Annotated in this window: 27 protein-coding genes; 18 read left to right on the forward strand and 9 right to left on the reverse strand. The window is 70.1% G+C overall.

Annotated elements, in window-relative coordinates:
• Positions 1–16 precede the first annotated feature (16 nt).
• The gene (locus test1122_RS18225) at positions 17–1,027 is read right to left on the reverse strand and encodes a GNAT family N-acetyltransferase (protein WP_232270237.1); all 1,011 of its coding nucleotides are present in this window, start codon (positions 1,025–1,027) and stop codon (positions 17–19) included.
• 114 nt (positions 1,028–1,141) lie between these two features.
• Between test1122_RS18225 and fdxA the strand changes: the two genes are divergently transcribed.
• Positions 1,142–1,468 (forward strand): ferredoxin, encoded by a 327-nt coding sequence (gene fdxA, locus test1122_RS18230; protein ID WP_232270238.1) that lies wholly within the window; start codon positions 1,142–1,144, stop codon positions 1,466–1,468.
• A gap of 101 nt (positions 1,469–1,569) precedes the next feature.
• Positions 1,570–2,667 (forward strand): succinyldiaminopimelate transaminase, encoded by a 1,098-nt coding sequence (dapC, locus tag test1122_RS18235; protein WP_232270239.1) that lies wholly within the window; start codon positions 1,570–1,572, stop codon positions 2,665–2,667.
• Between the two features lie 102 nt (positions 2,668–2,769).
• Here the strand turns inward: dapC and test1122_RS18240 are convergent, their stop codons facing one another.
• Together test1122_RS18240 and test1122_RS18245 are read right to left on the reverse strand one after the other, a co-directional pair.
• Positions 2,770–3,255, reverse strand: coding sequence for an ATP-binding protein (locus test1122_RS18240; RefSeq protein ID WP_232270240.1), 486 nt, complete (start codon positions 3,253–3,255; stop codon positions 2,770–2,772).
• 299 nt (positions 3,256–3,554) lie between these two features.
• Positions 3,555–4,481 (reverse strand): VldE C-terminal domain-containing protein, encoded by a 927-nt coding sequence (locus test1122_RS18245; protein ID WP_232270241.1) that lies wholly within the window; start codon positions 4,479–4,481, stop codon positions 3,555–3,557.
• Positions 4,482–4,519: 38 nt separating this feature from the next.
• Between test1122_RS18245 and dapE the strand changes: the two genes are divergently transcribed.
• Both dapE and test1122_RS18255 read left to right on the forward strand, forming a co-directional pair.
• Positions 4,520–5,599 carry a succinyl-diaminopimelate desuccinylase gene (dapE, locus tag test1122_RS18250; RefSeq protein WP_232270242.1) on the forward strand — a complete coding sequence of 360 codons (1,080 nt, stop codon included), beginning with the start codon at positions 4,520–4,522 and terminating at the stop codon, positions 5,597–5,599.
• 339 nt (positions 5,600–5,938) lie between these two features.
• The gene (locus tag test1122_RS18255; protein WP_232270243.1) at positions 5,939–6,676 is read left to right on the forward strand and encodes an LOG family protein; all 738 of its coding nucleotides are present in this window, start codon (positions 5,939–5,941) and stop codon (positions 6,674–6,676) included.
• A 15-nt stretch (positions 6,677–6,691) separates the two neighbouring features.
• Here test1122_RS18255 and folP read toward each other — a convergent pair whose 3' ends face one another.
• Positions 6,692–7,552, reverse strand: coding sequence for a dihydropteroate synthase (gene folP / locus test1122_RS18260; protein ID WP_232270244.1), 861 nt, complete (start codon positions 7,550–7,552; stop codon positions 6,692–6,694).
• A gap of 133 nt (positions 7,553–7,685) precedes the next feature.
• Between folP and test1122_RS18265 the strand changes: the two genes are divergently transcribed.
• Complete coding sequence (locus test1122_RS18265) at positions 7,686–8,069, forward strand: DivIVA domain-containing protein (protein WP_232270245.1); 384 nt, start codon at positions 7,686–7,688, stop codon at positions 8,067–8,069.
• Positions 8,066–8,668, forward strand: a complete 603-nt coding sequence (locus test1122_RS18270) for a DNA-3-methyladenine glycosylase I (protein ID WP_232270246.1) — start codon at positions 8,066–8,068, stop codon at positions 8,666–8,668. Before test1122_RS18265 ends, test1122_RS18270 begins: the two co-directional genes overlap by 4 nt.
• Here the strand turns inward: test1122_RS18270 and chcB are convergent.
• Positions 8,655–9,443: a 2-cyclohexenylcarbonyl CoA isomerase gene (gene chcB, locus test1122_RS18275; RefSeq protein ID WP_232270247.1), complete on the reverse strand. Its 789-nt coding sequence runs from the start codon at positions 9,441–9,443 to the stop codon at positions 8,655–8,657. The genes test1122_RS18270 and chcB overlap by 14 nt on opposite strands.
• A gap of 268 nt (positions 9,444–9,711) precedes the next feature.
• Between chcB and test1122_RS18280 the strand changes: the two genes are divergently transcribed.
• Positions 9,712–9,879, forward strand: coding sequence for a DUF3117 domain-containing protein (locus test1122_RS18280; protein WP_191210935.1), 168 nt, complete (start codon positions 9,712–9,714; stop codon positions 9,877–9,879).
• Between the two features lie 115 nt (positions 9,880–9,994).
• Here test1122_RS18280 and test1122_RS18285 read toward each other — a convergent pair whose 3' ends face one another.
• Entirely contained in the window at positions 9,995–10,702 is a 708-nt protein-coding gene (locus test1122_RS18285; protein WP_232270248.1) for an O-methyltransferase, read from the reverse strand.
• Positions 10,703–10,854: 152 nt separating this feature from the next.
• On the opposite strand from test1122_RS18285, the gene sigE reads away from it, so the two are divergent.
• The 5 genes from sigE (at position 10,855) to test1122_RS18310 (ending at position 15,466) form a co-directional block, all read left to right on the forward strand.
• Positions 10,855–11,652 (forward strand): RNA polymerase sigma factor SigE, encoded by a 798-nt coding sequence (gene sigE / locus test1122_RS18290; protein WP_232270249.1) that lies wholly within the window; start codon positions 10,855–10,857, stop codon positions 11,650–11,652.
• Complete coding sequence (locus tag test1122_RS18295; RefSeq protein WP_232270250.1) at positions 11,649–12,467, forward strand: zf-HC2 domain-containing protein; 819 nt, start codon at positions 11,649–11,651, stop codon at positions 12,465–12,467. The genes sigE and test1122_RS18295 overlap by 4 nt, the downstream gene beginning before the upstream one ends.
• A gap of 84 nt (positions 12,468–12,551) precedes the next feature.
• Complete coding sequence (locus test1122_RS18300) at positions 12,552–14,090, forward strand: S1C family serine protease (RefSeq protein ID WP_232270251.1); 1,539 nt, start codon at positions 12,552–12,554, stop codon at positions 14,088–14,090.
• Between the two features lie 115 nt (positions 14,091–14,205).
• Positions 14,206–14,655 (forward strand): sec-independent translocase, encoded by a 450-nt coding sequence (locus tag test1122_RS18305; protein WP_232270252.1) that lies wholly within the window; start codon positions 14,206–14,208, stop codon positions 14,653–14,655.
• Between the two features lie 163 nt (positions 14,656–14,818).
• Positions 14,819–15,466, forward strand: a complete 648-nt coding sequence (locus test1122_RS18310) for a hypothetical protein (RefSeq protein WP_232270253.1) — start codon at positions 14,819–14,821, stop codon at positions 15,464–15,466.
• A gap of 321 nt (positions 15,467–15,787) precedes the next feature.
• Here test1122_RS18310 and test1122_RS18315 read toward each other — a convergent pair whose 3' ends face one another.
• Positions 15,788–16,948 carry an Mrp/NBP35 family ATP-binding protein gene (locus tag test1122_RS18315; protein ID WP_232270254.1) on the reverse strand — a complete coding sequence of 387 codons (1,161 nt, stop codon included), beginning with the start codon at positions 16,946–16,948 and terminating at the stop codon, positions 15,788–15,790.
• A 157-nt stretch (positions 16,949–17,105) separates the two neighbouring features.
• Here test1122_RS18315 and test1122_RS18320 point away from each other — a divergent pair, with 157 nt between their 5' ends.
• On the forward strand, positions 17,106–17,867 hold the full coding sequence (locus tag test1122_RS18320) for a hypothetical protein (RefSeq protein WP_232270255.1): 762 nt from the start codon (positions 17,106–17,108) through the stop codon (positions 17,865–17,867).
• Positions 17,868–17,882: 15 nt separating this feature from the next.
• Here test1122_RS18320 and test1122_RS18325 read toward each other — a convergent pair whose 3' ends face one another.
• The gene (locus test1122_RS18325; protein WP_232270256.1) at positions 17,883–18,428 is read right to left on the reverse strand and encodes a ferredoxin reductase domain-containing protein; all 546 of its coding nucleotides are present in this window, start codon (positions 18,426–18,428) and stop codon (positions 17,883–17,885) included.
• A gap of 128 nt (positions 18,429–18,556) precedes the next feature.
• Between test1122_RS18325 and test1122_RS18330 the strand changes: the two genes are divergently transcribed.
• The 5 genes from test1122_RS18330 to test1122_RS18350 all read left to right on the forward strand — a co-directional run bounded on the left by test1122_RS18330 (position 18,557) and on the right by test1122_RS18350 (position 22,363).
• Positions 18,557–19,483, forward strand: a complete 927-nt coding sequence (locus tag test1122_RS18330; RefSeq protein WP_422397006.1) for a DMT family transporter — start codon at positions 18,557–18,559, stop codon at positions 19,481–19,483.
• Between the two features lie 9 nt (positions 19,484–19,492).
• Positions 19,493–20,089, forward strand: coding sequence for a suppressor of fused domain protein (locus tag test1122_RS18335; RefSeq protein ID WP_232270257.1), 597 nt, complete (start codon positions 19,493–19,495; stop codon positions 20,087–20,089).
• A gap of 43 nt (positions 20,090–20,132) precedes the next feature.
• Positions 20,133–20,771, forward strand: coding sequence for a DUF6758 family protein (locus test1122_RS18340; RefSeq protein ID WP_232270258.1), 639 nt, complete (start codon positions 20,133–20,135; stop codon positions 20,769–20,771).
• 78 nt (positions 20,772–20,849) lie between these two features.
• Complete coding sequence (locus test1122_RS18345) at positions 20,850–21,695, forward strand: PHP domain-containing protein (protein ID WP_232271965.1); 846 nt, start codon at positions 20,850–20,852, stop codon at positions 21,693–21,695.
• Positions 21,696–21,757: 62 nt separating this feature from the next.
• On the forward strand, positions 21,758–22,363 hold the full coding sequence (locus test1122_RS18350; RefSeq protein ID WP_232270259.1) for a MarC family protein: 606 nt from the start codon (positions 21,758–21,760) through the stop codon (positions 22,361–22,363).
• Here test1122_RS18350 and test1122_RS18355 read toward each other — a convergent pair.
• The gene (locus test1122_RS18355; protein ID WP_232270260.1) at positions 22,347–23,198 is read right to left on the reverse strand and encodes an alpha/beta fold hydrolase; all 852 of its coding nucleotides are present in this window, start codon (positions 23,196–23,198) and stop codon (positions 22,347–22,349) included. The two genes, test1122_RS18350 and test1122_RS18355, sit on opposite strands and share 17 nt — an antisense overlap.
• Between the last annotated feature and the right edge of the window lie 81 nt (positions 23,199–23,279).

The following is a 23,279-nucleotide window of genomic DNA, read 5'->3' on the forward strand; positions in this document are numbered from 1 at the left end:
GCGTAGTGCGGCCTTGTCAGTGCTGGGGAGCCCGCCAGTGGTGGTAGGCGTGATGCGTGGCGAACCCCATCCCGTCATAGAGGGCGCGCGCACCCTCATTGTCGGTCTCTGCTTGGAGATAGGCGGCGGACGCTCCTTCGTCCAGCGCCTTACGGGCGAGCGCGGCCATCACCGCGCTGGCCAGCCCCTCCCGGCGGCGCGCCGGGTCGACCTCGACGGCGGTGAATCCGGCCCAGCGGCCGTCCACCACACAGCGCCCGATCGCAGCGGGCGGGCTGCCGGGCTCCTCACCCGGCACTGTCGCGAACCATACGGAAGGGCCGCCGCACAGCACCCGCAGAACGTCCGGCCCCGGCTGCCGGAAGCGCTGATAGCGGCGTAGCCAGGCATCGCCGATGGAACGGCTGAGCATGACCTGGGCGGTGCCGTCGTCCCGGTCCGCGAGCTGGGCCAGCCCGGCGATCCGTATCTCGGCGGTCGTCTCCCGTACCCAGCCGCGTTCGGCCAGCTCGGCGGCGAGCCGTTCATCCGTGTCCTCGGCTCCGGTGCTGAGCTGGATGTACGCGGGCAGCCCACGTACCGCGTACCAGTCGATGACCTGGGACAGCGCCTCGTCGAGGGGCACCCCGGGCGAACCCAGCGGCAGCACCGAGTTGGCGCGCCGGGTGAACCCGCCGGAGGCGCGCAGCTCCCAGTCCCCGAGCCGCTCGCTCTCCGCCGACGGCCAGGCCCGTGCCGCGACCCGCGCCAGCTCACGGGCGCCCGCAGCGGGCAGCCCCCGGCGCCGTGCCGGGGTGGCGGGAACGACCTTGCCCGCTACCAGCCGCGCTTCCGCGAGCCGGACCGCTACGCCGTCGCGCCGTGTGATACACAGCACACCGTGCGTCCACGATGTGAGCACACCGACCGTGTCGGTGAATTTCCCGGAGTGGTCTCCGGCTCCGGTCAAACTACGCACCGAGACACGTTTCCCCACGTCATCGGGGGTAATACGGATCTCAAGGCGTCCGCTCATGGTGAATTCCACGGTTCTGCTAGACCCTCCTGTTCGTCTGGTGCCCAGGAATGGCGATACTAGATGTGGGCATCGACGACGCCGCGCTCCCGCGCGAGATGAGCCCTACCGAGGAGGAACGACAGCGTGACCTACGTCATCGCGCAGCCTTGTGTCGATCTGAAGGACAAGGCCTGCATCGAGGAGTGCCCCGTCGACTGCATCTACGAGGGCCAGCGGTCCTTGTACATCCACCCGGACGAATGCGTCGACTGCGGGGCCTGTGAGCCGGTCTGCCCGGTCGAAGCGATCTTTTACGAGGACGACACTCCCGAGGAGTGGAAGGATTTCTACAAGGCGAACGTCGAGTTCTTCGATGAGCTCGGTTCGCCCGGTGGCGCCAGCAAGCTCGGCCTGATCGAGCGCGATCACCCCGTCATCGCCGCGCTTCCGCCGCAGGAGCACGACGAGTGAGCCAGCCGCGAGTGAATCAGCTGCGCTAGCCGCACCCGGTCCCGTATGGCAGACGCTGTACGGGACCGCGGTCTTTGTCAACGAGAAAGCGAGTCAGCCCCGTGCCCCCCGTCTCCTCCCGGCTGCCGGTCTTCCCCTGGGACCGCCTGGAGCCGTACAAGACGACCGCCGCCGCGCACCCGTACGGCATCGTCGATCTGTCCGTCGGTACGCCCGTGGACCCGGTCCCGGAGCTGATCCAGCGGGCGCTGGCCGGGGCGAGTAACCGGCCCGGCTATCCCACCGTGTGGGGCACCACCGAGCTGCGTGATGCGATCACCGGCTGGTGTGAGCGGCGGCTTGGGGCGCGCGGTGTCGAGCACACCAATGTTCTGCCGGTCCTCGGCTCCAAGGAGCTGGTGGCCTGGCTGCCGACCCAGCTGGGCCTGGGCCCGGGGGACCGCGTGGCGTATCCGCGGCTGGCCTATCCGACATACGAGGTCGGCGCGCGGCTGGCCGGCGCCGAACCGGTGGTCTATGACTCACCGACCGAGCTGGATCCTGCCGGGCTGAGGCTGCTCTGGCTCAACTCCCCGTCCAACCCGACGGGCCGGGTGCTGGCCAAGGAGGAGCTACGGGAGACGGTGGCCTGGGCCCGGGAGCACGGGGTGCTGGTCTTCAGCGATGAGTGCTACCTCGAGCTCGGCTGGGAGGCCGACCCGGTTTCCGTGCTGCACCCGGACGTCTGCGGCGGCAGCTTCGCGGGCCTGGTCGCGGTGCACTCGCTCTCCAAGCGCTCCAACCTGGCGGGCTACCGCGCGGCGTTCATCGCCGGTGACGCGGCGGTGCTCGGCGAGCTGCTGCAGATCCGTAAGCACGGCGGAATGATGACGCCCGCACCGGTGCAGGCGGCCACCGTGGTCGCGCTGGGCGATGACGCTCATGTCGTACAGCAGCGGGAGCGCTACGCCGCGCGCCGTTCCGCGCTGCGTGGGGCGCTGGAGCAGCAGGGCTTCCGCATTGAGCACAGCGAGGCTTCGCTGTATCTCTGGGCGACCCGGAATGAGCCCTGCTGGGACACGGTCGGCGAGCTGTCCAAGCAGGGCATCCTGGTCGCTCCGGGCGACTTCTACGGCCCGGCCGGTGAGCGGTTCGTACGGGTCGCCTTCACGGCTACGGACGAGCGGGTGGCCGAGGCGGTGCGGCGGCTGAACAGCTGACCGGGACAGCGACAGCTGACCGGGACAGCGGAAGGGCTCCGGGGACGGTGAGTCCCGGAGCCCTTCCGCTGAACGTGCTGGCTGGTGGTGCTGGGGTACGCGTCAGAGCGGGATACCGGCGACGGTGCCGCCGCCCTGGCCCAGCGAGGCGGTGCCCACCGCGTCGGTCGGCACCGCGTCGGCCACGTCGGTCGGCAGCCCGTCGACCGACAGGTTCTCGGTGACGGTCCGGACGGCCTTGCCGGGCAGATTGCTGACGTTGGCCTCGCCGGCGGCCTCCTGCACAAGCGGGAGGGCGGACTTGCCCAGGCTGCCCGCGACCTGACCTGCGGCCGGGACGCCGTGCCTGACTACCTCGCTGCCGACCTCCCCGGCCACGACGCTGGTGGTCTGTGCCGTTTCATCAACGGTGTTGCCCAGCTGGTCACCGTCCGCCTTCTCCACAGTCTCCAGTGCGCCCAACCCGCCCAGCTGCGGAGCCGGCGGGACATCCACGGCATTGGCCGACCCGGCGGCCGCACCGACGACGGAGACGGCGCCCGCGGCTGACAGCAGGGCGCTCTTAGCGATCCGGCGCGTGAGGGACATGTTGCTCCTTTGACGGAGAGGTGTATTTCGGGACTCCGGGGCAGTGCCCGGTCAGACGCAGTGCCTATCGCGTCGGATGCCCGGAAAGTTGCGGCCCGCGCAGGTAAAGGATTGGCAATGCGTCGCATCATATGGGTAGGGCAAAGTGGGCAATCGGTGCAGCGTGCTGAGTCGCTCAAGGGCGGTAGAACCCAGTAGGGACAAGGGTTGTGACGGTTGCGGGAGCCGCCTGCGCGGGGGAGGGGGCCGAAGTCAGCCTGCCGTGTGGGAAAGTGACTCCTTCGAGGTAATCCGCCGGGCTACCTCGCCAGTGTGAGGCGTACTTCCGTGCTTGCTGAACTATCGTTTTTTCGCCAGCCGTCAGCGGAATTCCGGGCGTCCCAGACGAGCTTTCCGTAAGAGATGCGTTCGATGCCCAACTCGGACGCGTTGGCCAGCGCCCAGTGCGCCAGCTCCCAGCCTCGCCGGGACGTGCCGGCCGGTCCCGCCTTGGCGTTATCGGCGGACCGCGCGGTCGCGCGCACCGGGATCGATATGACACCCGACGGCGCGCTACGGCCCGCGCTGGTCCCGCTGTCCGTGGGCAGTACGTCCTCGCCGAACTCCCGTGTGAGCTTCTGGCGGACCCGGGCCGTGTCGCCCGGCCGTGGTTCGCCGCTGCCGGTGCAGTTGAGCGTGGCGGCCCGGCGACCGGTGAGTGCGGCGGTGAGCTGGGCGGCCCGTGGCTCATGCTTGGCGTACGCCTGCGGGAAGCCGCTGAGCTGCACCTTCTGGGCGGCGACGGTGAGCGGGAGCCGGGTGTAACCCGGGATCTCCACCAGGTGGTCATAGAACTTCCCGGCCGAGTAGACCGGGTCAAGGATCTGCTCGGCCGAGCCCCAACCCTGGGAAGGGCGCTGCTGGAAGAGGCCGACGGAGTCGCGGTCGCCGTAGTCGATATTGCGCAGCGCCGACTCCTGCAGCGCGGTGGCCAGCGCTATCGTCACCGCCCGCTCAGGCAGTCCACGGGAGGCGGCGACCGCCTGGATGGTCGCCGCGTTGCGCGCCATCTGCGGCTCGATCTCATACGGCTGCTCGCCGTCCACCCCCCGCACCACACAGCGGGGCGGGCCGTGCTCGGTGGACTTGTAGTGCACCACCAGGTAGCCGACGAGCCCGAGCAGCACAACGCACGCGCCGACGGTCCGCGCCCGCCGTCCGCCCCCTTTCGCCTGCCGCTTTGCCATGCCGCAACCTTATCGGTGGCCCCGGTAGGCTCATCCGCATGGCGCCGAACAAGCTCGACCTCCAGCAGGATGCCGCGCGGCTCACCGCGCAGCTCGTCGACTTCCCCTCGGAGAGCGGGGACGAAAAGGCCCTTGCGGACGCGATCGAGCAGGCGCTGGGCGGGCTACCGCATCTCACCGTGCTGCGGCACGGCAACAACATCGTCGCCCGCACCGAGCTCGGCTGCGCCGAGCGCGTCATCCTCGCCGGGCATATCGACACCGTGCCGATCGCGGCGAATGTCCCGTCCCGGCTCGATGAGCACGGGGTGCTGTGGGGCTGCGGCACCTCGGATATGAAGTCCGGTGTGGCCGTACAGCTGCGGATCGCCGCCACGGTTCCGGAACCGAACCGCGATCTCACCTTCGTCTTCTACGACAACGAAGAGGTCGCCGCCCACCTCAACGGTCTCGGCAAGGTCGCCGCGGCCCACCCCGACTGGCTGGCCGGGGACTTCGCCGTGCTCCTCGAGCCCTCCAGCGGCGAGGTCGAGGGCGGCTGCCAGGGCACGCTCCGGGTGCTGCTGCGCACGGAGGGCCAGCGTGCCCACTCCGCCCGCAGCTGGATGGGCGAGAACGCCGTCCACGGCGCCGCCCCGGTCCTGGCGAAGCTCGCCGCGTATGAGCCGCGCCGGGTCCTCATCGACGGCCTCGAATACCGCGAGGGCCTCAACGCGGTCCGTATCGAGGGCGGTGTCGCGGGCAACGTCATCCCGGATGTCTGCACGGTGACCGTCAACTACCGCTACGCCCCTGACCTCACCGGTGAGCAGGCCCTCGCACATGTCCGCGAGGTCTTCGCGGACTGCGGGGTGGCGGAGCTGACCGTAGACGATCACTCCGGTGCGGCCCTCCCGGGCCTGAACCACCCGGCGGCGGCCGCGTTTATGGCGGCGGTCGGCGGCACGCCCCAGCCGAAGTTCGGCTGGACGGACGTCTCCCGCTTCAGCGCGCTGGGGGTTCCCGCGGTGAATTACGGGCCGGGGGAGCCGAATCTGGCGCACAAGGTGGATGAGCGGGTGGAGACGGGGCAGGTCCTGCGCTGTGAGGCCCGCCTGCGCTCCTGGCTGACCGGGTAAGCCATGCGCGGCTCCGCCGCGGGTGCCGGGGCTTCGCCCGGTTTGCGGGGGTGCCGTGGGTGGGTTTCCCCGTATCCCGCCCCTTCCCGGAAACCGGGGCTTCGCCCCGGGGCCCGGGGGTGGCCCGGTGCGGGCCGGTGGGCGGTGTTGTGCCCACCCGTTCCGCCCTGCGGAACGACTGCCCACAACGGGGTGGGGGTCTGGGGGCGGCAGCCCCCGGTTCCGGGGAGGGGTGGGAATTGGGGAGTCCCCCGGGGCGGGGTTTCGTCCGGAATTCTGTTGAACGTCACTTCCGCCTGCGTACGCTTGCCGAAAGATCGAAGCCGGAGGGAGCACAATATGGGCAGCTCGGCGGATGAGCGGAAGCTCCAGGAGCAGCGGCTGGGGCCGGTGGTGCGTCGCCGTGGGCAGATGCAGCCCGGGACCACGGACCAGCGACTGCTGGACACGGTCGGCCCTTCCGACTTCATCCACAAGGACCCGTGGCGGGTCATGCGGATCCAGTCGGAGTTCGTCGAAGGCTTCGGCGCGCTCGCCGAGGTCGGCCCCGCAGCGAGCGTCTTCGGCTCCGCCCGTACGCCGGTGGGCACCCCGGAGTACGAGACGGGCGTAGCCATTGGCCGGGCGCTGGCCGAGGCCGGATTCGCGGTCATCACCGGCGGTGGGCCAGGAGTCATGGAGGCCGCGAACCGTGGCGCCTACGAGGCGGGTGGCACCTCCGTAGGGCTCGGTATCGAGCTGCCCTTTGAGCAGGGGCTCAACAAGTACGTCGATCTCGGGGTCAACTTCCGGTACTTCTTTGTGCGGAAGACGTGCTTTGTGAAGTATGCCCAGGGTTTTATCGTTCTCCCCGGCGGCCTCGGCACCCTGGACGAGCTCTTTGAGGCGCTGACCCTCGTACAGACACGGAAGGTCACTCGCTTTCCGATCGTTCTCTACGGCTCGGAGTACTGGGCGGGTCTGCTCGCCTGGCTGCGGGACACCGCCGTGGGCGGGGGCAAGCTCACGGCCAGGGATCTGGAGCTGGTACACCTCACCGACGATGTGGATGAGGCGGTCGAGCTGATCACCAAGTAGGTCCTGCGCAGGTCCCTACGCCAGTCCCCGGCGGGCCACCGCCGGGGGCCGGTGGCCCGCGATGGCGGCGACCATCTCCAGCACCTGCCGGGTCTCGGCGACCTCATGCACGCGGTAGACGTGGGCGCCGAGCCAGGCGGAGACGGCGGTGGTGGCCAGCGTGCCGGTCAGCCGTTCCTTGAGTGGTTTGTCCAGGGTCTCGCCGACGAAGTCCTTGTTGGACAGGGAGACCAGCACGGGCCAGCCGGTCGCCGCCATCTCACCGAGCCGACGGGTCGCCTCCAGCGAGTGCCGGGTGGACTTCCCGAAGTCATGCCCCGGATCGATCAAGATCGCGTCGCGCCGTACGCCGACGTCGACCGCGCGTTCCGCGAGTCCGACGGTGACCCGCAGGATGTCGGCCATGACGTCGTCATACGTCACCCGGTGCGGACGTGTGCGCGGCTCCGCGCCGCCCGCGTGGGTGCAGACGAGGCCCACGTGATAGCGCGCGGCGACCTCGGCGAGCCGCGGATCCACGCCGCCCCAGGCGTCGTTGAGCAGGTCGGCCCCGGCCTCGCAGACCGCCTCGCCGACCTCGTGCCGCCAGGTGTCGACGCTGATCACCACATCGGGGTACCGCCTGCGCACCTCGGCGACAAACCCGACCGTGCGACGTACTTCCTCCTCGGCGGAGACCTCCTCACCGGGACCGGCCTTGACCCCGCCGATGTCGACGATCGCGGCGCCCTCGGCCACCGCCTGCTCGACGCGGGCGAGTGCGGGCTCATCGCGGAAGGTGGCGCCCTGGTCGTAGAAGGAGTCCGGTGTCCGGTTCACGATCGCCATGATCACCGGCTCATGCTCCCCGAACTCTCGCCGTCCCAGCCGCAGCATCCGCCGTCCTTTCCTCTGCCGACCGTTCTGCGTTCTACGCTCTGCGCTCTACAGCCGACCCTATGCCGGATCCGCTGATGGTCAGTGGGGCATGGCACGATCGGGGAGAACGTTTACGACGGACTCCGGGGAGATGGCCGTGTTCTGGTTTCTGCTGATCGCGATGCTCGTGGTGGTCGCCACGGTCACGCTGGCCGTCGTGGGGAGCGGTGACGGGACCGGTCACACGGTGAGCGGGGGGCTGGCCGACGTAACGCCGGACCGGCTGATGGCGACGCTCCCGGTGAACCGGCCGGTGGGGCGTGCGGATGTGGAGTCGTTGCGGCTGCCGCTCGCGCTGCGGGGGTATCGCATGGCCGATGTGGACGAGGTGCTCGACCGGCTCGGCGCCGAGCTGGCCGAGAGGGACGCGCGCATCGCTGAGCTGGAGTCCGCGCTCGCGGGTGCGCAGGCCGCGGCCATGGGGCGCACGGACTTCTTCAAGGCGCCCGGCGCGGCCGGGGAAGCGCAGCGGTGAGCGGCGCGCTGGCGGGCCCGGACGGACGGCTCCGCTGCCCATGGGGAGCGGAGCCGGAGGACTACGCCGCGTACCACGACACCGAGTGGGGCCGCCCGGTACGGGGCGACAACGCGCTGTATGAACGGCTGTGTCTGGAGGCCTTCCAGTCCGGGCTCTCCTGGCTGACGATCCTCCGGCGCCGGGAGGGCTTCCGGGCCGCCTTCGCGGGCTTCAAGATCGCCGAGGTGGCGGCGTTCACGGAGGCCGACCGCGAGCGGCTGCTCGCGGACCCGGGCATCATCCGCAACCGCGCCAAGATCGACGCGGCGATCGGCAATGCGCGGGTCCTCGCGGGATGGGGTGAGGGCGAGCTGGACGCCCTGCTCTGGTCGTATGCGCCGCCGCCGCGGTCCGTCCGCCCGGCTCCGGTCACGCTGGCCGATGTCCCGGCCAGCACCCCGGAGTCCTCGGCGCTCGCCAAGGAGCTCAAGAAGCGCGGCCTCCGCTTTGTCGGGCCCACCACGGCCTATGCCCTGATGCAGGCCTGCGGCCTGGTCAACGACCACGTGGCCACCTGCGACTTCAGGGACAGCAGCGTTGGGCTCAGCGGCCGGTGAACTTCGGGGTCTCCTTTTTGACGAACGCCTCCACCGCGATCTGGTGGTCCTCCGAACCGCCGGCGCGGAGTTGAAGCTCGCTCTCCTTGGCCAGCGTGTCGGCCAGCGAGTGGGACGCCCCGTAGGCGAGGGACTCCTTGATCGCGGCATACGCGGCCGTCGGACCCTCGGCGAGCCGACGTGCCACCGCCGCCGCCTCGGCGGGCAGCTCGTCCGCTGGGACCACCCGGTTCGCCAGGCCCAGCTCCAGCGCCTCCGGCGCCTTCACACTGCGCGGGAAGAGCAGCAGGTCGGCGGCGCGGCTCGGACCCACCAGACGTGGCAGGGTCCAGGACATGCCGGAGTCGGTGGACAGGGCGACACCGGCGAAGGAGGTGTTGAACGCGGCGGTGTCGGCGAGCACCCGGTAGTCCGCCGCGAAGGCGAAGCCCGCACCCGCACCCGCCGCGACGCCGTTCACGCCCGCCACGACCGGCTTCGGCATGGTGGCGATGGCCAGGATGATGGGGTTGTAGTGCTCGTCAACCGTGTTCAGCGCGCCACCGCCGCTCATCTGAAGCGCGCTGATGTGCTCCTTGAGGTCCTGTCCCACGCAGAAGGCCCGGCCGCTGCCGGTCAGCAGCACAGCCCGTACCGCGGGATCCTCCGCCGCCTGCCGGAGTGCGTCCCGCAGAGCGACCTTCGCCTCGGTATTGAGGGAGTTCATCGCATCCGGGCGGTTCAGGGTGACGGTCGCGAGACCCTCGATTACGTCATAGATCACGGTGTCGGCCATGGGGCACAGCATGACGGAGATCGCCGGGGTCCGACATACGGGCGAGGATGTGACCTGCGTCAAATCAGCCAGGGGCGCGGATGGCGCAGTATCGCAGCTCGATCGCCGAATTGGGTGGTTTTGCGCGAGCGCGTTGCAGAGTAGATGCAGACCGATGTTGGTCTTTGGGTCATGGCATGCGGGATAATGACTGAGAAGCAATGTGTTCGATGCCGGTGACACCTGGGTTGTCGGCTGCGATGAGCTGGTTTCAGGAAGGGGAACGAGCATGGCGGCCATGAAGCCGCGGACGGGCGATGGCCCGCTCGAGGTGACCAAGGAGGGGCGGGGCATCATCATGCGCGTTCCGCTCGAAGGCGGTGGGCGACTCGTCGTCGAGCTGACCCCAGATGAAGCGGTCGCACTCGGTGAGGAACTGAAGAAGGTCTGCGACTGATCTCAACACCGGCGCCTCAGCAAGCCGTAATAAATCCGCTGTCCCCGGAGCGTCCCCACGCCCCGGGGACAGCGGCGTTTCCGGTCCTGGTGACAAGCCCCCTCACCGGACACCCCTATCGCAGTTCGCGCTTGACGGCGCAGAGCAGGCCGTCGCCCACCGGCAGCAGCGAGGGCAGCAGTGACGCGCTGTCCCGGACCGTGCGCAGCAGTTCACGCAGCCTCAGTACCTCGGCCGGCTGCGCGGCGGAATCGATGGTGCGGCCATCCGCGAAGACACCCTCAAAGCAGACCAGACCGCCAGGCCGCAGCAGGCGCAACGATTCGCCGAGATAGTCCAGGCACTCCATCCGGTCGCCATCACAGAAGACGAGGTCATAGCCGCCGTCCGCGAGCCGGGGCAGCACATCGAGCGCACGGCCCGGGATAAAGCGGGCCCGGTTTCCGGCGAAGCCAGCCGCGCGGAAGGCCTGGCGGGCGAACTGTTGCCGTTCCGGTTCGATATCAACGGTCGTCAGCACACCGTCGGGCCGCATTCCGTGCAGCAGATGAATTCCGGAGACCCCGGTTCCGGTGCCGATCTCCGCGACGGCCTTGGCATCCGTCGCGGCGGCCAGCAGCCGCAGCGCCGCACCGGTTCCATCCGACACCGAGCGCAGCCCTGCCTCCCGGGCCCGGTCACGGGCCCAGCTCAGCGCGACGTTCGCCGCGTTCTCGCCGCTCACAGCGCTCTCGGCGCCGTACGCATCGGCGAACGCCCAGCTCGTCTGCCGGTTGCCGGTAATTTCCCTCTCCTGTCCCCGTGGACCCCCTGGACTACGCATCCGTGACTGTATCCGCTGCCATGGGAACCCGCTGATGGGACCGCGCGTTGAAATGACTGGACAGCTGTGAGCGGTCGCGGGGGGCCTGGCAGATGACACAGGACCAAAAGCAGGTTAAAAATGCTTATCCGGAGCTAACGGGCGAGGTGGCTATGGTAGGGACTCCACTGGACACCACCAGAGCCAACAGGGGAGGTGCGGCTTCGACCAGTGACCGAGGGGTGCTCAGGCGCTTCCGCCGGTCTTTCGTCAAGCCAACATCCGTGACCTACACCGCTGACCGCAGCCATGCCACCGACACCGCGTCCTCCGCGGCCCCGTCAGTTCCGACGGCGACCGCGACCTTCTCCACCGATGCGGACAGTAAGGCGTGGACCCCTCCTTCCTGGGAGGAGATCGTCAGCACGCACAGCTCACGGGTGTACCGCCTCGCGTATCGACTGACCGGAAACCAGCACGACGCCGAGGATCTCACTCAGGAGGTCTTCGTCCGGGTCTTCCGTTCGCTGTCCACCTACACCCCCGGCACCTTCGAGGGGTGGCTGCACCGCATCACCACCAATCTCTTCCTGGACATGGTGCGGCGTAAGCAGCGGATCCGTTTTGACGCGCTCGGGGATGACGCCGCCGAGCGGCTGCCGAGCCGTGAGCCCTCACCACAGCAGCACTTCAACGACACCCACTTCGACGCCGATGTGCAGCAGGCGCTGGACACCCTCGCGCCGGAGTTCCGGGCCGCGGTGGTGCTCTGTGACATCGAGGGGCTGTCCTATGAGGAGATCGCCGCGACGCTCGGCGTGAAGCTCGGCACGGTCCGCAGCCGTATCCACCGTGGCCGTTCCCATCTGCGTAAGGCGCTTCAACATCGCTCGCCCGAGCACCGCGCTGAGCAGCGCGCGCTGGCGGCGGTGGCGGCCGGGGCGGGGGCGGGAGAGGGCGGTACCGAGTGAGTGCCACAGCCGAGCAGCATCTGGGTGACCGTCTCGCGGCACTGATCGACGGTGAGCTGGGCCATGAGTCCCGGGAGCGCGTCCTCGCCCATCTGGCGACCTGCCACAACTGCAAGGCGGAGGCGGACGCCCAGCGCAGGGTCAAGAGCGTCTTCGCCGATACGGCGCCGCCCGGGCCGTCCGATGGACTGCTCGCCCGGCTTCAGATGCTGCCAGCGGGCGGTGATGACCGCACCAGCGCTGACCCCGCCGGACCGGAAGGTCCGGCGGGGTCCGGCTGGGGCTTCTCGTATCTGCCGTCCGGCAGCGTGCTCGCGCCACAGCGTGGCTTCCGTATCCATGAGGCGGACCGTGCGGCGGCCGCCCGGCGGGCCAGCCGCCGGTTCGCCTTCGCCGCGGCGGGCGCGTTCTCACTGGCTGCCGTCGCCATCGGCGGCGCGCTGAACACCTCGTCCTCCGGTGGCTCCTCGGTCTCCGCGGCCGGCGGGCCGAGCGCCAGTCCGCTGCGTACGGCGGCCACGGGCGTGGACCACCGCACCGAGCGCCGTGGCTCCGGGGGGCTCACCGCCCAGGGAGAGCGTGCCGTTCAGCCGCCGCTGACACCCACGGGAAACGGCGCGGCCATAGCGCCGACTGGCGGTCACTACCTCCCGCTGCTCGGCTCCGCCGCCATGCTGCACCCGCCTCTCATACGGTCCGCCTACCCGGCCGAGCGTGGGATGCGGCTGACCCCGGCCCCGGTCTACACCCGGCCGCCGCAGACGCCGGAACCGACTCCGGCAGCCACCCCCATGGGGTCCACACCGAACCGCTGACCTCCCGGCCCCCTGCGCGCCGCGCCGCTCACCTGGTTGAATCTGTGCGGCGGTGCGGGCACGCGGGCGAAGCATGGGGAGAGCATGGACAAGGCGAAGGCCACGGGGATGAAGCCGAAGTGGTGGAGCCGCCCACATCGGCCGGCTGACGCGGAGCCGGAGCAGCCGGCGACGGAGGACCCCGGCCGTGACGACCAACCGTCGCCGAAGCCCCTCCACGGCGAGGACCCGTACGGCACTCCGCCGTACGGCGGCCCGGGCCCCTGGGCGCCGGCGCCACCGGTGCAGCATCCGCACGCCACGCCGCCGCGGGGCGTACAGCTCCCGCCCTCGCTTCCGTCCGGGGCGCCACAGTCCTCGACGCCCGCGCACGGCACCCCCCTGCCCGCTCCCGGGCAGCAGTCCGTACCACCCGCGCAGCCGCCGTCGTGGCAGCGGTACGACCCCTGGGCCGCCCCGCCGGAGCCCGGATCCCAGCACACGCTGCCGGGCGGGGAGAACGGTGCGGGGCGCCGGGGGCGCCGCCAGGGCATCATCGCTGGGGCGATCGCGCTGGCCCTGGTCGCGGGCGTGGCCGGTGGCGTGGTGGGCGCGTACCTCGAGCGCACCGGCGGCCTGGGCGCGGTGACCCTGCCCCAGGCACCCGCCGAGGACGCGAAGCGGACCAGCGACAGCGTCGCCGGTATCGCCGCCGCGACCCTGCCCGGTGTGGTCACGCTGCATGTGCGGGGAGGGGGAGAGCAGGGCACCGGCACCGGCTTTGTGCTGGACCAGCGGGGGCACATCCTCACCAATCACCATGTGGTGGGCCCGGAGAGCGCGGACGGCCGGATACAGGTCACGTTCAGCGGTGGTGAGACCGCGACCGCCCGGGTCATCGGCGGGGACAGCGGCTATGACCTCGCGGTGGTGAAGGTGGACGGTATCGCCGGGCTGAAGCCGCTGCCGCTGGGGAATTCCGACTCGGTACGGGTCGGCGACCCGGTCGTGGCGATCGGCGCCCCCTTCGATCTGGCCGGAACGGTGACCTCCGGAATCATCAGCGCGAAGGAGCGCCCCATCACCGCGGGCGGCCAGCGGGACGGCAGCGACATCAGCTATGTGAACGCCCTGCAGACCGACGCCCCGATCAACCCGGGGAACTCCGGTGGCCCCTTGGTGGACGCCAAGGGCCGGGTGATCGGGATCAACAGCGCCATCCGGGCCGCCACTAGCGGCTCCGGCGTGCCCGGTGACCGGCCGGGCGGCTCCATCGGACTCGGCTTCGCCATCCCGATCAACCAGGGCAAGCGGGTGGCGGAAGAACTGATCAACACCGGCAGGGCGACCCACCCGGTGATCGGTGTCAGCCTCGATATGTCCTACACGGGCGATGGTGCCCGGGTCGGCACCCCGGACGGTGTGGACGGCCCGGCGGTGGTTCCCGGCGGCCCCGGCGACAAGGCGGGGATTGAGGAAGGCGACATCATCACCGCGGTCGACGGAGTCCGGGTGCGGGGCGGCGAGGAGCTGATTGTCAGAATCCGCAGCCACCGGCCCGGCGACCAGCTGGAGCTGACAGTTGAACGGAGCGGCGAGGAGCAATCCATCGAGGTGACTTTGGGCACGGCGAGTGATGAATGACCGCACTTGATGAGGGTTATTCAGCTGGGCGACTCCCGCCCGTGGGTGAGGTGCGGGTACCGTGAGTTCCGGACTCTGGCTGATTGGGTCACAGACGTACTGAGGGAGCGGCAAGGTGTTCTTGGATATAGGACCCCTCGAGCTGGCTGTGCTCATCATTCTTGCTGTGCTCATCTTCGGGCCCGAGAAGCTGCCCAAGATGATCCAGGATGTCGCCTCGTTCATCCGCAAGGTCAAGAACTTCTCGGACAGCGCCCGGGATGACATCCGTTCGGAATTGGGCCCGGAGTTCAAGGACTTCGAGTTCGAGGATCTGCACCCGAAGAAGTTCGCGCAGAAGCACCTCCTCGACAATGACGAGCTGGGACTCAAGGAGATACGTAACGGCTTCGATGTCCGCAAGGAGCTGGCTGAGGTCACGGACGCGGTGAACATCCGGGAGACGGGCTCGGCGCCGGAGCCCGGTGGTGCCCCCGGGGGGCCATCTGGCGGTACGCCCGACCTGCGCAAGAGGGACGCACCGGCCAGAACCGAGCTCCCGCCTTTTGACTCGGATGCCACCTGACGCCCACTGGTACGCCCCCTCGGCACGCCCCGTGACCCCGCCCGATCTTCCGGCATGCCCAACACGAGCGGTCCGGGTAGCTATCCTCCCTGTGTCCGGGGTCGGGCCGTCCGAAGGGGGGCAGGCCGCCCACGACACAGGGCAATGAGGAGGCTTCGCGCATATGGAGACGACGAGTCGGGCAGCGGCGCAGGAATGCGTTCAGGTCCCGCGCGCTCCACGCCGCGCGGTAGACGGCTATCTGATGGCCGGCTTTCCGTGGTACGGCCTGGATGAGGCTTTCACCGGGCCACGCTGGCTCATGCAGGTTGGATCGGCAGCGGACGGGACCGTGGAGCACGGCTCCACGGGGCATGGCGAGGAGCCCTCGCTCCGGGTGGAAACCAGCCCGGACAACCAGCGCTTCGCGGTGGTCGTGACGGTCGCCAGCCGCCCCGTGCGGCGCAGTGCGGACGGCACCGGGGTCCTGGAGGCGACATCCGTCTCCTCGGCGGCCTGGCTGGCCGGTTCGGGGCTGCTGTCCTGCACCTGGCCCACGCAGATGGACCGTGGGCTGCGGCAGGACTGGCTGGACCAGCAGACCGCGCTCGCCTGGGACCTCGCGGACAGTCTGGGCGGCGATGCCTGGAACACGCTGTCGCTGCCGGTGGATGGGGCGCCGACTGACTTCCACTACCGGGAGTCGGAGTACGGATGGGTGCTTGCCGGGTCTGCGGGGGAAGGGGTGCATCTTGGGGCGTACGGGCGTGGGATGAGCGCGTACGGTCTGGGGTTCTCGGTGATCAAGGACATCACCGAGTACGAACACTGAGCGGGGCACCCCCGGCACGTTGTCTTGACGGCTGAGCACCATTGCCGGGTGCCGGTGGGGCTTCCCCGATCCCGCCCCTTCCCGAAACTGGGGGCTCCGCCCCCAGACCCCCACAGCGTTGTGGGCACTCGGTCCGCCCGAGTGTTGTGGGCACTCGCAGCCCCGCGAGGGGCTGTGGGTGGGCACAACCCGGCCACCGGCCCGCACCGGGCCAACCCCGGGGCTCGGGGCGAAGCCCCGGTTCCGGGAAGGGGCGGGCATCGGGGAAGAGCCCCCACACAGCGGAGCCGGAAAACCGGTGGAGCCGTGGCTGTCTGCGGGTCAGAACTTGTTTCGGGGGGTCAGGCCCAGGGACATGCCCTGCAGGCCACGCTGGCGGCCACCAAGCTTCCCCGCGACGGCGCGAAGCGCCGCGCCCGCCGGGCACTCGGGGTCGGTCAGCACCACCGGCTTGCCCTCGTCGCTGCCCTCCCGGAGGCGAACGTCAATCGGGATGGAGCCAAGGAGTGGCACCTGGGCGCCCGTCGTCTGCGTCAGGCCGTCGGCAACCCGCTGGCCGCCCCCCGTGCCGAAGACGTCGACCATCTCATCGCAGTGCGGGCACGGCAGCCCCGACATGTTCTCCACCACGCCGACGATCTTCTGATGGGTCTGCACCGCGATGGAACCGGCCCGCTCGGCGACCTCCGCAGCGGCCTGCTGCGGGGTGGTGACCACCAGAATCTCGGCGTTGGGCACCAGCTGGGCCACCGAGATGGCGATATCGCCGGTACCGGGCGGCAGGTCGAGCAGCAGCACATCCAGGTCGCCCCAGTAGACATCGGCCAGGAACTGCTGCAGCGCACGGTGCAGCATCGGGCCGCGCCAGACCACCGGTGCGTTGCCCGGTGTGAACATACCGATCGAGATGACCTTCACACCGTTCGCCGACGGCGGCATGATCATGTCCTCGACCTGGGTGGGGCGGCGGCCCTCCGTGCCCAGCATCCGGGGAACGGAGTGGCCGTAGATGTCCGCGTCCACAACGCCGACCTTCAGCCCGTCGGCGGCCATCGCCGCCGCGATATTGACGGTGACGGAGGACTTGCCCACCCCGCCCTTGCCGGAGGCCACGCAGTACACCCGGGTCAGCGAGCTCGGCTGGGCGAAGGGCACCTCGCGCTCGGCCTGGCCGCCGCGCAGCGAGGCCGCCAGCTCGCGCCGCTGCTCATCGCTCATCACATCGAGCTCGACCTGGACACCGGTGACGCCCTCGACACCCTGGACCGCCTCGGTCACCCGGGAGGTGATCGTCTCGCGCATCGGGCAGCCGGAGACGGTGAGATAGACCGCCACGGCGACCGCGCCGTCCGCCGCGATCTCGACGGATTTGACCATGCCCAGATCGGTGATGGGGCGATTGATCTCAGGGTCGTTCACCGTTGCGAGCGCGGCGCGCACCGCTTCCTCAGTGGGAGCGGTGCGGTACGTGTCGGTAGCCATACCCCCGATGGTACGGCGAGCGGGCGGCTCCCCCGAAGGGGCCCGGAAGCGTTCTCGGTCACTCAGCGGCGCGGGCACCGGGCCACTTCGCCGTGGCGCGCCTGGCCACGGGTAAGGTGCCGTTGCCATGCCGCACGCCCTGGGAGGAAGAGCTGACGTGACCGTATTCGCCCGCACCCGGAGTGCGGCTCTTGCGGGGGCGATCTGTGCGGGCCTGACGGCCGTGCTCGTGGGGTGCGGAGGCGGTGAGGAGGACCCCGACGAGGGCACCAACGGCCTCGGCAAGCTCTCCGCCCCGAAGATCGAGCGCAAGGCCCGCCAGGCCGCTGAGTCCGCGGACGCGGTACGGCTGTCGGGCAGCGTGGTCAGCAAGGGGCACACCTACCGGCTCGACATGCGGCTCAAGGACAACGGCGGGGTGGGTGAGGTCTCCACCAAGGGCGGTTCACGCTTTGAGCTGCTGCGGGTCGACAAGGATCTCTATCTGAAGGCCGACGCTGACTTCTGGGTCCACCAGGAGCAGGGCGGCAAAGAGCCCTCCAAGAGCGACCGGGAAGCGGCCCGCAAGCTGGAGGGCAAGTATGTGAAGGTCCCGCCCGGTGACCCCGCGTACAAGCAGCTCAGCGGCTTCACCGAGATGGAGATCCTGCTGGACGGGCTGCTCACCCTGGAGGGCAAGCGGGAGACCGGCGACCGGAACGAGGTCAGCGGTGTGAAGACCATCCAGATTCAGGCGGGCCAGGGCAGAGGTGGCACGCTGGAGGTCTCGCTGATCGGCACCCCGTATCCGCTGCGGCTGGAGCGCGGTGGCGGCGCGGGAGCGGTCGAGATGGCCGACTGGAACAAGGAGTTCTCGCTGCGGGCGCCGAACAAGGACCAGATCGTCGACTACGGCAAGCAGATCGCCGCGTCCGACTAGCGTCCTGGCGTCCGGCTAGCGCTTCTTACGGCTCCGGCCCAGCAGCTTCGGCAGCCCCGCCGGGATCGGGCGGCGGGTCGTAGCGCCGGTCGGCAGCGGTGCCGCGGCCGTCGGCCCGTCCGGCATCGCACCGGGTTCCTGCAGCGGATCGCCCGCGGGCTCCAGCCGCAGCACCCGGCACTCCCGGGCCCACCGCTCGGTCACCGTCTCGGAGTCCGGGGCGTTCAGCCGCTTGCCCTTGAGCTCAGCGGCCGCCGCCTCCCAGGGCTCGCTGCCCGGCGTCAGCTCCACCACCCGGGCGGGCCATACGATCAGCCGTCCGCCCTTGTCCTTGCTCCGCGCGGTGACGGTGGCCGTACCACCGTCGATGAGCCCCAGCGCGGCCAGCGGCTGCTCCTGCGGGCCCTCCCCGACCAGACACACCGCCCCGTCATGCCATACGTGCCACAGCGCCCGCGCCGGGCCCTCGGGCCCGCGCACCCACACCAGCGCGGACTTCTTCGCGGACTCCTCGATGAGCGCCCGTGTGAACAGAGGAGGCTTCTCAGCGGCGTCGGTCATATGCAGACCCTACCGCGCGGCGCTGTCCCGGAGACTGGACAGTCAGTACCTCAAGGCCAGTACGCGCCTTACGCTATGGGACCGCAGCTCGACCCTCCCCAGAGCCGTGCCCCATACGAGGAGCGCCTGTGCGTACCGCTGAGCAGCACGCCGCCCTGCCCGTCCCGACGGCGCCGCCCACGCCTCGGGGCACCGGTGTGGACCTCTTCCTGCTCGCGATCGCCATCTCCGGTATCTCCCTCTCCGCACCGCTGATCGCGGCCACCGCCGCCCCCGCTCTGGCCATCGCCTTCTGGCGCAACGCCATGGCGGTCGGCGCGCTGACTCCCCTGGCGCTCATACGGCACCGGGGCGAGCTGCGGACCATGAGCCGCCGCACGGTTCTGCTCGCCGGGGCCGCCGGTGCGCTGCTCGCGCTGCACTTCGCGCTCTGGCTGCCCAGCCTCCATATGACCTCGGTCGCCTCCTCCACGGCGCTGGTGACCACCACCCCGATCTGGACGACGCTCCTGCTGCGCATACGCGGTCATCGGCCGCCCGCCATGGTCTGGGCGGGCACGGCGGTCGCCTTCGCCGGTGTCATCCTGCTGACCGGCGTCGACCTCTCCCTCTCACCACGCGCCCTCGCCGGTGACGCCCTCGCCCTGGCGGGCGGTATGGCGGCGGCCGGCTATGTCCTCATCGGCGCCGAGGTGCGCCGTACGGTGTCCACCACCGCGTACACCTTCCTCTGCTACACGACGACGGCCGTGCTGCTGCTCATCACCTGCGTAGTCGCCGGAGCAGACCTCGGTGGCTACAGCGGTGCGACCTGGCTCAAGCTCGCGGTGCTCACCGTCGCCGCCCAGCTGCTGGGCCACTCCCTGCTCAACCGGGTCGTCCGGGGCCTGGGCCCCTCCGTGACCTCTACGGCGATTCTGCTGGAGACCCCGGGCGCGGCCCTGATCGCGGCGCTCTGGCTGGGCCAGACCCCGCCCGTGGTCGCGTATCCCGCACTGGGCGTGATCCTGCTCGGGCTGCTCCTCGTCATCAGAGGCAACCGCGCCGGATCATAGACTCATCGCATGACTCGCGTTCTCGAACTGGTCGAAGCCCGGCTGCGCTCAGCTCTCGGCGAGCCCGACGCCCGGGCCGCGGTGACCTTCGTGGGGACCGACCGGATCGAGGTGCTGCGCTTCGTCGACGCGGATGTGGTCCGCTACGCGACCCTGGGCATGTCCGCGTCCCCCATGACCGACCCCACCTCCGCCCTCGCCGACCCCGACCGCGGGCCCCGTGCTGAGCTGGTGCTCTCCCTGCGAGCTGTGCCCCGGGAGGCGGCCGAGACCGACAAGGTGCTCCGCCCGCTCGCCGTACTCGCCGCCTCCCCGCAGGTGGAAGGCGTCGTGGTGGCCCCCGGCGCGTCGCTGGATATGGGGGAGCCGCTGTGGCCGGGGGCGCCCTTCAGCTCCGTACTGGTGGCCGAACCGGGCGGCCTGGTGGCGGACTTGGAACTCGACGCTCCGCTCGACCCGGTGCGTTTCCTCCCGCTCCTGCCGATGACCCCGAACGAGGCCGCCTGGAAGCGCGTACAGGGCGCGCGGGCACTGGAAGAGCGCTGGCTCACCCAGGGCACGGACCTGCGTGACCCGAACCGAAGGTCCGTACCCCTGACCGGGTGATCGTCCTTGACGCGGGGCCCGCGGGGTAGGACCGTGGTGCCTCATGAGGGGCGAACCCAGTTGCCCGAAGTGCGGTGGCAGGGTCAGGGCGCCCGGCCTCTTCGCCGATACCTGGCAGTGCGATGTGCATGGCACGGTGTATCCGCTGCAGCCTGTGATCCCGCCCAGTGTGGAAGCACTCGGCGTCGTGGTGAACCGCACCAAGGTCCCGGTGTGGATGCCATGGCCGCTGCCGGTGGGCTGGCTGTTCACCGGCGTGGTCAGCGCGGGCGACGACCGCAGCGGTGGCCGGGCCACCGCCGTGGCCTGCTCGGGCCCCGGCCCGCTCGGCGGCCCCGGTGAGCTGCTGCTCGTCGCCGAGGAGCTGGGCGTGGGCCTCGGCGCCCGGTACGCCGGAATCCCCGGTCCGGACCCCGGGCCCCACATGGTCGTGGACAACCCCCCGCAGGCCAAGGTGCTCGCCGCTGGCCGCCCCACCCCGCTGTGGCTCGTCGGCGGCAGCCCCGATGACCGCGCCGTCTTCGCGGGCGAGGCCTGTGGGCTGTGGCTGTGGGCCATTGTCTGGCCCGAGAAGGCCGGGCTGCTGCTGTACGACGAGCTCGTACTCACCGATCTCCGTGAGGCGGGCGCCGAGGTCGAGCTTCTCCCCTGCGGGGCCGTCTCTCCCCGCATCCTGTCCTGATGGAGCACGCACAACCGGCGGTCAGACGACGGTTAGACTGAATCGGTCCCACGTCCCTGACCCTATGGAGCTGTGCCTGTGCGTATCGATCTGCACACCCACTCCACCGCGTCAGACGGTACGGACACCCCCACCGAGCTGGTCCGTAACGCGGCGGCCGCCGGTCTTGACGTAGTCGCGCTGACCGACCATGACACGGTCGGAGGTCACGCCGAGGCCATCGCGGCGCTGCCCGCCGGGCTCACCCTGGTCACCGGAGCGGAGCTCTCCTGCCGCCTGGAGGGCGTGAGCCTGCACATGCTGGCCTATCTCTTCAACCCCGATGAACCCGAGCTGGCCCGCGAACGTGAGCTGGTCCGGGACGACCGGCTGCCGCGAGCCCAGGGCATGGTCGCCAAGCTCCAGGAGCTCGGCGTCCCCATCACCTGGGAGCACGTCGCAGCCATCGCCGGGGACGGTGCGATCGGCCGCCCGCATATCGCCACCGCCATGGTCGAGGCGGGCGTCATCGAGACCGTCGCGGACGCCTTCACCCCCGAGTGGATCGCGGGCAATGGCCGTGCCTACGTCGAGAAGCACGAGCTGAACCCCTTTGACGCCCTCCGTCTCATCAAGGGCGCGGGCGGCGTCGCCGTCTTCGCGCACCCGCTCGCCGCCAAGCGGGGCGAGTGCGTACCGGAGAGCGCCATCGCCGAGCTGGCCGCCGCCGGACTCGACGGCATCGAGGCCGACCATATGGACCACGACCCGGCCACCCGGACCCGGCTGCATGGCATCGCCGCCAACCTGGGCTTGCTGGCCACCGGTTCCAGCGACTACCACGGCAGCCGCAAGACCTGCAGCCTCGGCGAGCACCTCACCGCTCCCGATGTCTACGCCGAGATCGCCGCCCGCGGATCAGGAGCGGCTCCCATCACCGGCTGACTCCTTCCGCTGACCTCTTCCGTTCACCCCCTTCCGCTCATCCTCCTCCGCAAGGCATCACTGTGTTCGACGTCGCCGTCTTCGGGTCCCTCTTTGTCACGCTTTTCGTGATCATGGACCCACCGGGTATCACCCCGATATTTCTCGCCCTCACCTCCGGGCGTCCCACCAAGGTCCAGCGCCGGATGGCCTGGCAGGCCGCGCTGGTCGCCTTCGGTGTCATCACGCTCTTCGGTATCTGCGGCAAGCAGATCCTCGACTATCTGCATGTGTCGATGCCCGCGCTGATGATCGCCGGTGGTCTGCTCCTGCTGCTCGTCGCCCTCGATCTGCTCACCGGCAAGGCGGAACAGCCGACACAGACCAAGGAGGTCAATGTCGCCCTTGTGCCGCTCGGTATACCACTGCTCGCCGGGCCCGGCGCCATTGTCTCCGTCATCCTCGCGGTACAGCGGTCGGAAGGCGTCGCCGGTCAGATCTCCGTGTGGGTGGCGATCGCCGCGATCCATCTCGTTCTGTGGCTGACGATGCGGTACTCGCTGCTGATCGTCCGCCTGATCAAGGAGGGCGGGGTCGTCCTCGTCACCCGTCTCTCCGGCATGCTGCTGTCCGCCATCGCGGTACAGCAGATCGCGAACGGTGTCACCCAGTTCATTCAGGGCAGCTAGCCCAGAATGACGCCAGGGCGGCCGCCGTCTCGAACGGCCGCTCCACATTGGGGGAGTGGGCACCCCCTGCGATCACCGTACGGTGGGCGTGCAGACGCTCCGCCATATCGTCCATCAGCGTCACCGGCCAGGCGTAGTCGACCTCGCCGGAAATCACATGCTTCGGCAGTGCTACGGCCGCCAGCTCGGCCACCCGGTCCGGTTCGCTGATCAGTTGATGACCGGCGGCGGTCAACTGCGCCGGGACATTGGCGAGCCACCGCTGACGGAGGAAGCCCCGGACCTCTGGGGGCGTGGTCTCATCGGCGGCTTCCGGTGGGTCGAGGTCGCGCATGGCCTGCCATACCGCGGCCATGTCCATCACCGGCAGGGCGCCCAGCAGAAGCTTCACCCGCTCCTGCTGGGACGGCGATACGGCACCGGGGCCGCTGCTCAGCAGAGTGAGCGAGCGAAAGGGGGTCGCGTCCCGGAGTACGGCGGCGCGGGCGATGAGCCCGCCGAGTGAGTGCCCCAGAACATGCACGGCGCCGCCGAGCGCGGTGGCCTGGGCGAGTACGTCCTTCGCCAGCTCGGCCTGTGCGTAGGCGCCTTCGTCCGGTGGGCCGCCGGACTCGTACTGGCCGCGGCCGTCCACGGCTACGACCCGGAAGCCGGCCTGCGCGAGGGGTGAGAGCAGCGCTATGAAGTCCTCTTTGCTGCCGGTGAAACCGGGGAGCAGCAGGGCGGTGCCCCGCTGTGGCTCGCCGGCCTCGTGGACGGCGAACTCGCCGCGTGCGGTGGGCATTCGGTATGCGCGGGCGCCCCGCGGTAGGGCTAGGGTCGGCGGCTTGCTCATGCGGTGACGTTATCGCGGCTGCCCGGCCCGCGGCCCCGCCTTACGCCGCCGGCTTTCCCGCCGTGTGGCGGGGCACCATAC

Source organism: Streptomyces gobiensis (genome assembly GCF_021216675.1).
Lineage (GTDB): Bacteria > Actinomycetota > Actinomycetes > Streptomycetales > Streptomycetaceae > Streptomyces > Streptomyces gobiensis.

Bases quoted from the DNA above. Each gene is read 5' to 3' on its own strand.
- folP (WP_232270244.1), bottom strand. From the start codon at position 7,552: ATGCTGCGGCTGGGACGGCGAGAGTTCGGGGAGCATGAGCCGGTGATC.
- test1122_RS18245 (WP_232270241.1), bottom strand. From the start codon at position 4,481: ATGGCAAAGCGGCAGGCGAAAGGGGGCGGACGGCGGGCGCGGACCGTC.
- chcB (WP_232270247.1), bottom strand. From the start codon at position 9,443: ATGGCCGACACCGTGATCTATGACGTAATCGAGGGTCTCGCGACCGTC.
- test1122_RS18280 (WP_191210935.1), top strand. From the start codon at position 9,712: ATGGCGGCCATGAAGCCGCGGACGGGCGATGGCCCGCTCGAGGTGACC.
- test1122_RS18355 (WP_232270260.1), bottom strand. From the start codon at position 23,198: ATGAGCAAGCCGCCGACCCTAGCCCTACCGCGGGGCGCCCGCGCATAC.
- test1122_RS18335 (WP_232270257.1), top strand. From the start codon at position 19,493: ATGACTCGCGTTCTCGAACTGGTCGAAGCCCGGCTGCGCTCAGCTCTC.
- test1122_RS18340 (WP_232270258.1), top strand. From the start codon at position 20,133: ATGAGGGGCGAACCCAGTTGCCCGAAGTGCGGTGGCAGGGTCAGGGCG.
- test1122_RS18285 (WP_232270248.1), bottom strand. From the start codon at position 10,702: ATGCGTAGTCCAGGGGGTCCACGGGGACAGGAGAGGGAAATTACCGGC.
- test1122_RS18315 (WP_232270254.1), bottom strand. From the start codon at position 16,948: ATGGCTACCGACACGTACCGCACCGCTCCCACTGAGGAAGCGGTGCGC.
- sigE (WP_232270249.1), top strand. From the start codon at position 10,855: ATGGTAGGGACTCCACTGGACACCACCAGAGCCAACAGGGGAGGTGCG.
- test1122_RS18240 (WP_232270240.1), bottom strand. From the start codon at position 3,255: ATGTCCCTCACGCGCCGGATCGCTAAGAGCGCCCTGCTGTCAGCCGCG.
- test1122_RS18325 (WP_232270256.1), bottom strand. From the start codon at position 18,428: ATGACCGACGCCGCTGAGAAGCCTCCTCTGTTCACACGGGCGCTCATC.
- test1122_RS18300 (WP_232270251.1), top strand. From the start codon at position 12,552: ATGGACAAGGCGAAGGCCACGGGGATGAAGCCGAAGTGGTGGAGCCGC.
- test1122_RS18255 (WP_232270243.1), top strand. From the start codon at position 5,939: ATGGGCAGCTCGGCGGATGAGCGGAAGCTCCAGGAGCAGCGGCTGGGG.
- dapE (WP_232270242.1), top strand. From the start codon at position 4,520: ATGGCGCCGAACAAGCTCGACCTCCAGCAGGATGCCGCGCGGCTCACC.
- test1122_RS18265 (WP_232270245.1), top strand. From the start codon at position 7,686: ATGGCCGTGTTCTGGTTTCTGCTGATCGCGATGCTCGTGGTGGTCGCC.
- test1122_RS18310 (WP_232270253.1), top strand. From the start codon at position 14,819: ATGGAGACGACGAGTCGGGCAGCGGCGCAGGAATGCGTTCAGGTCCCG.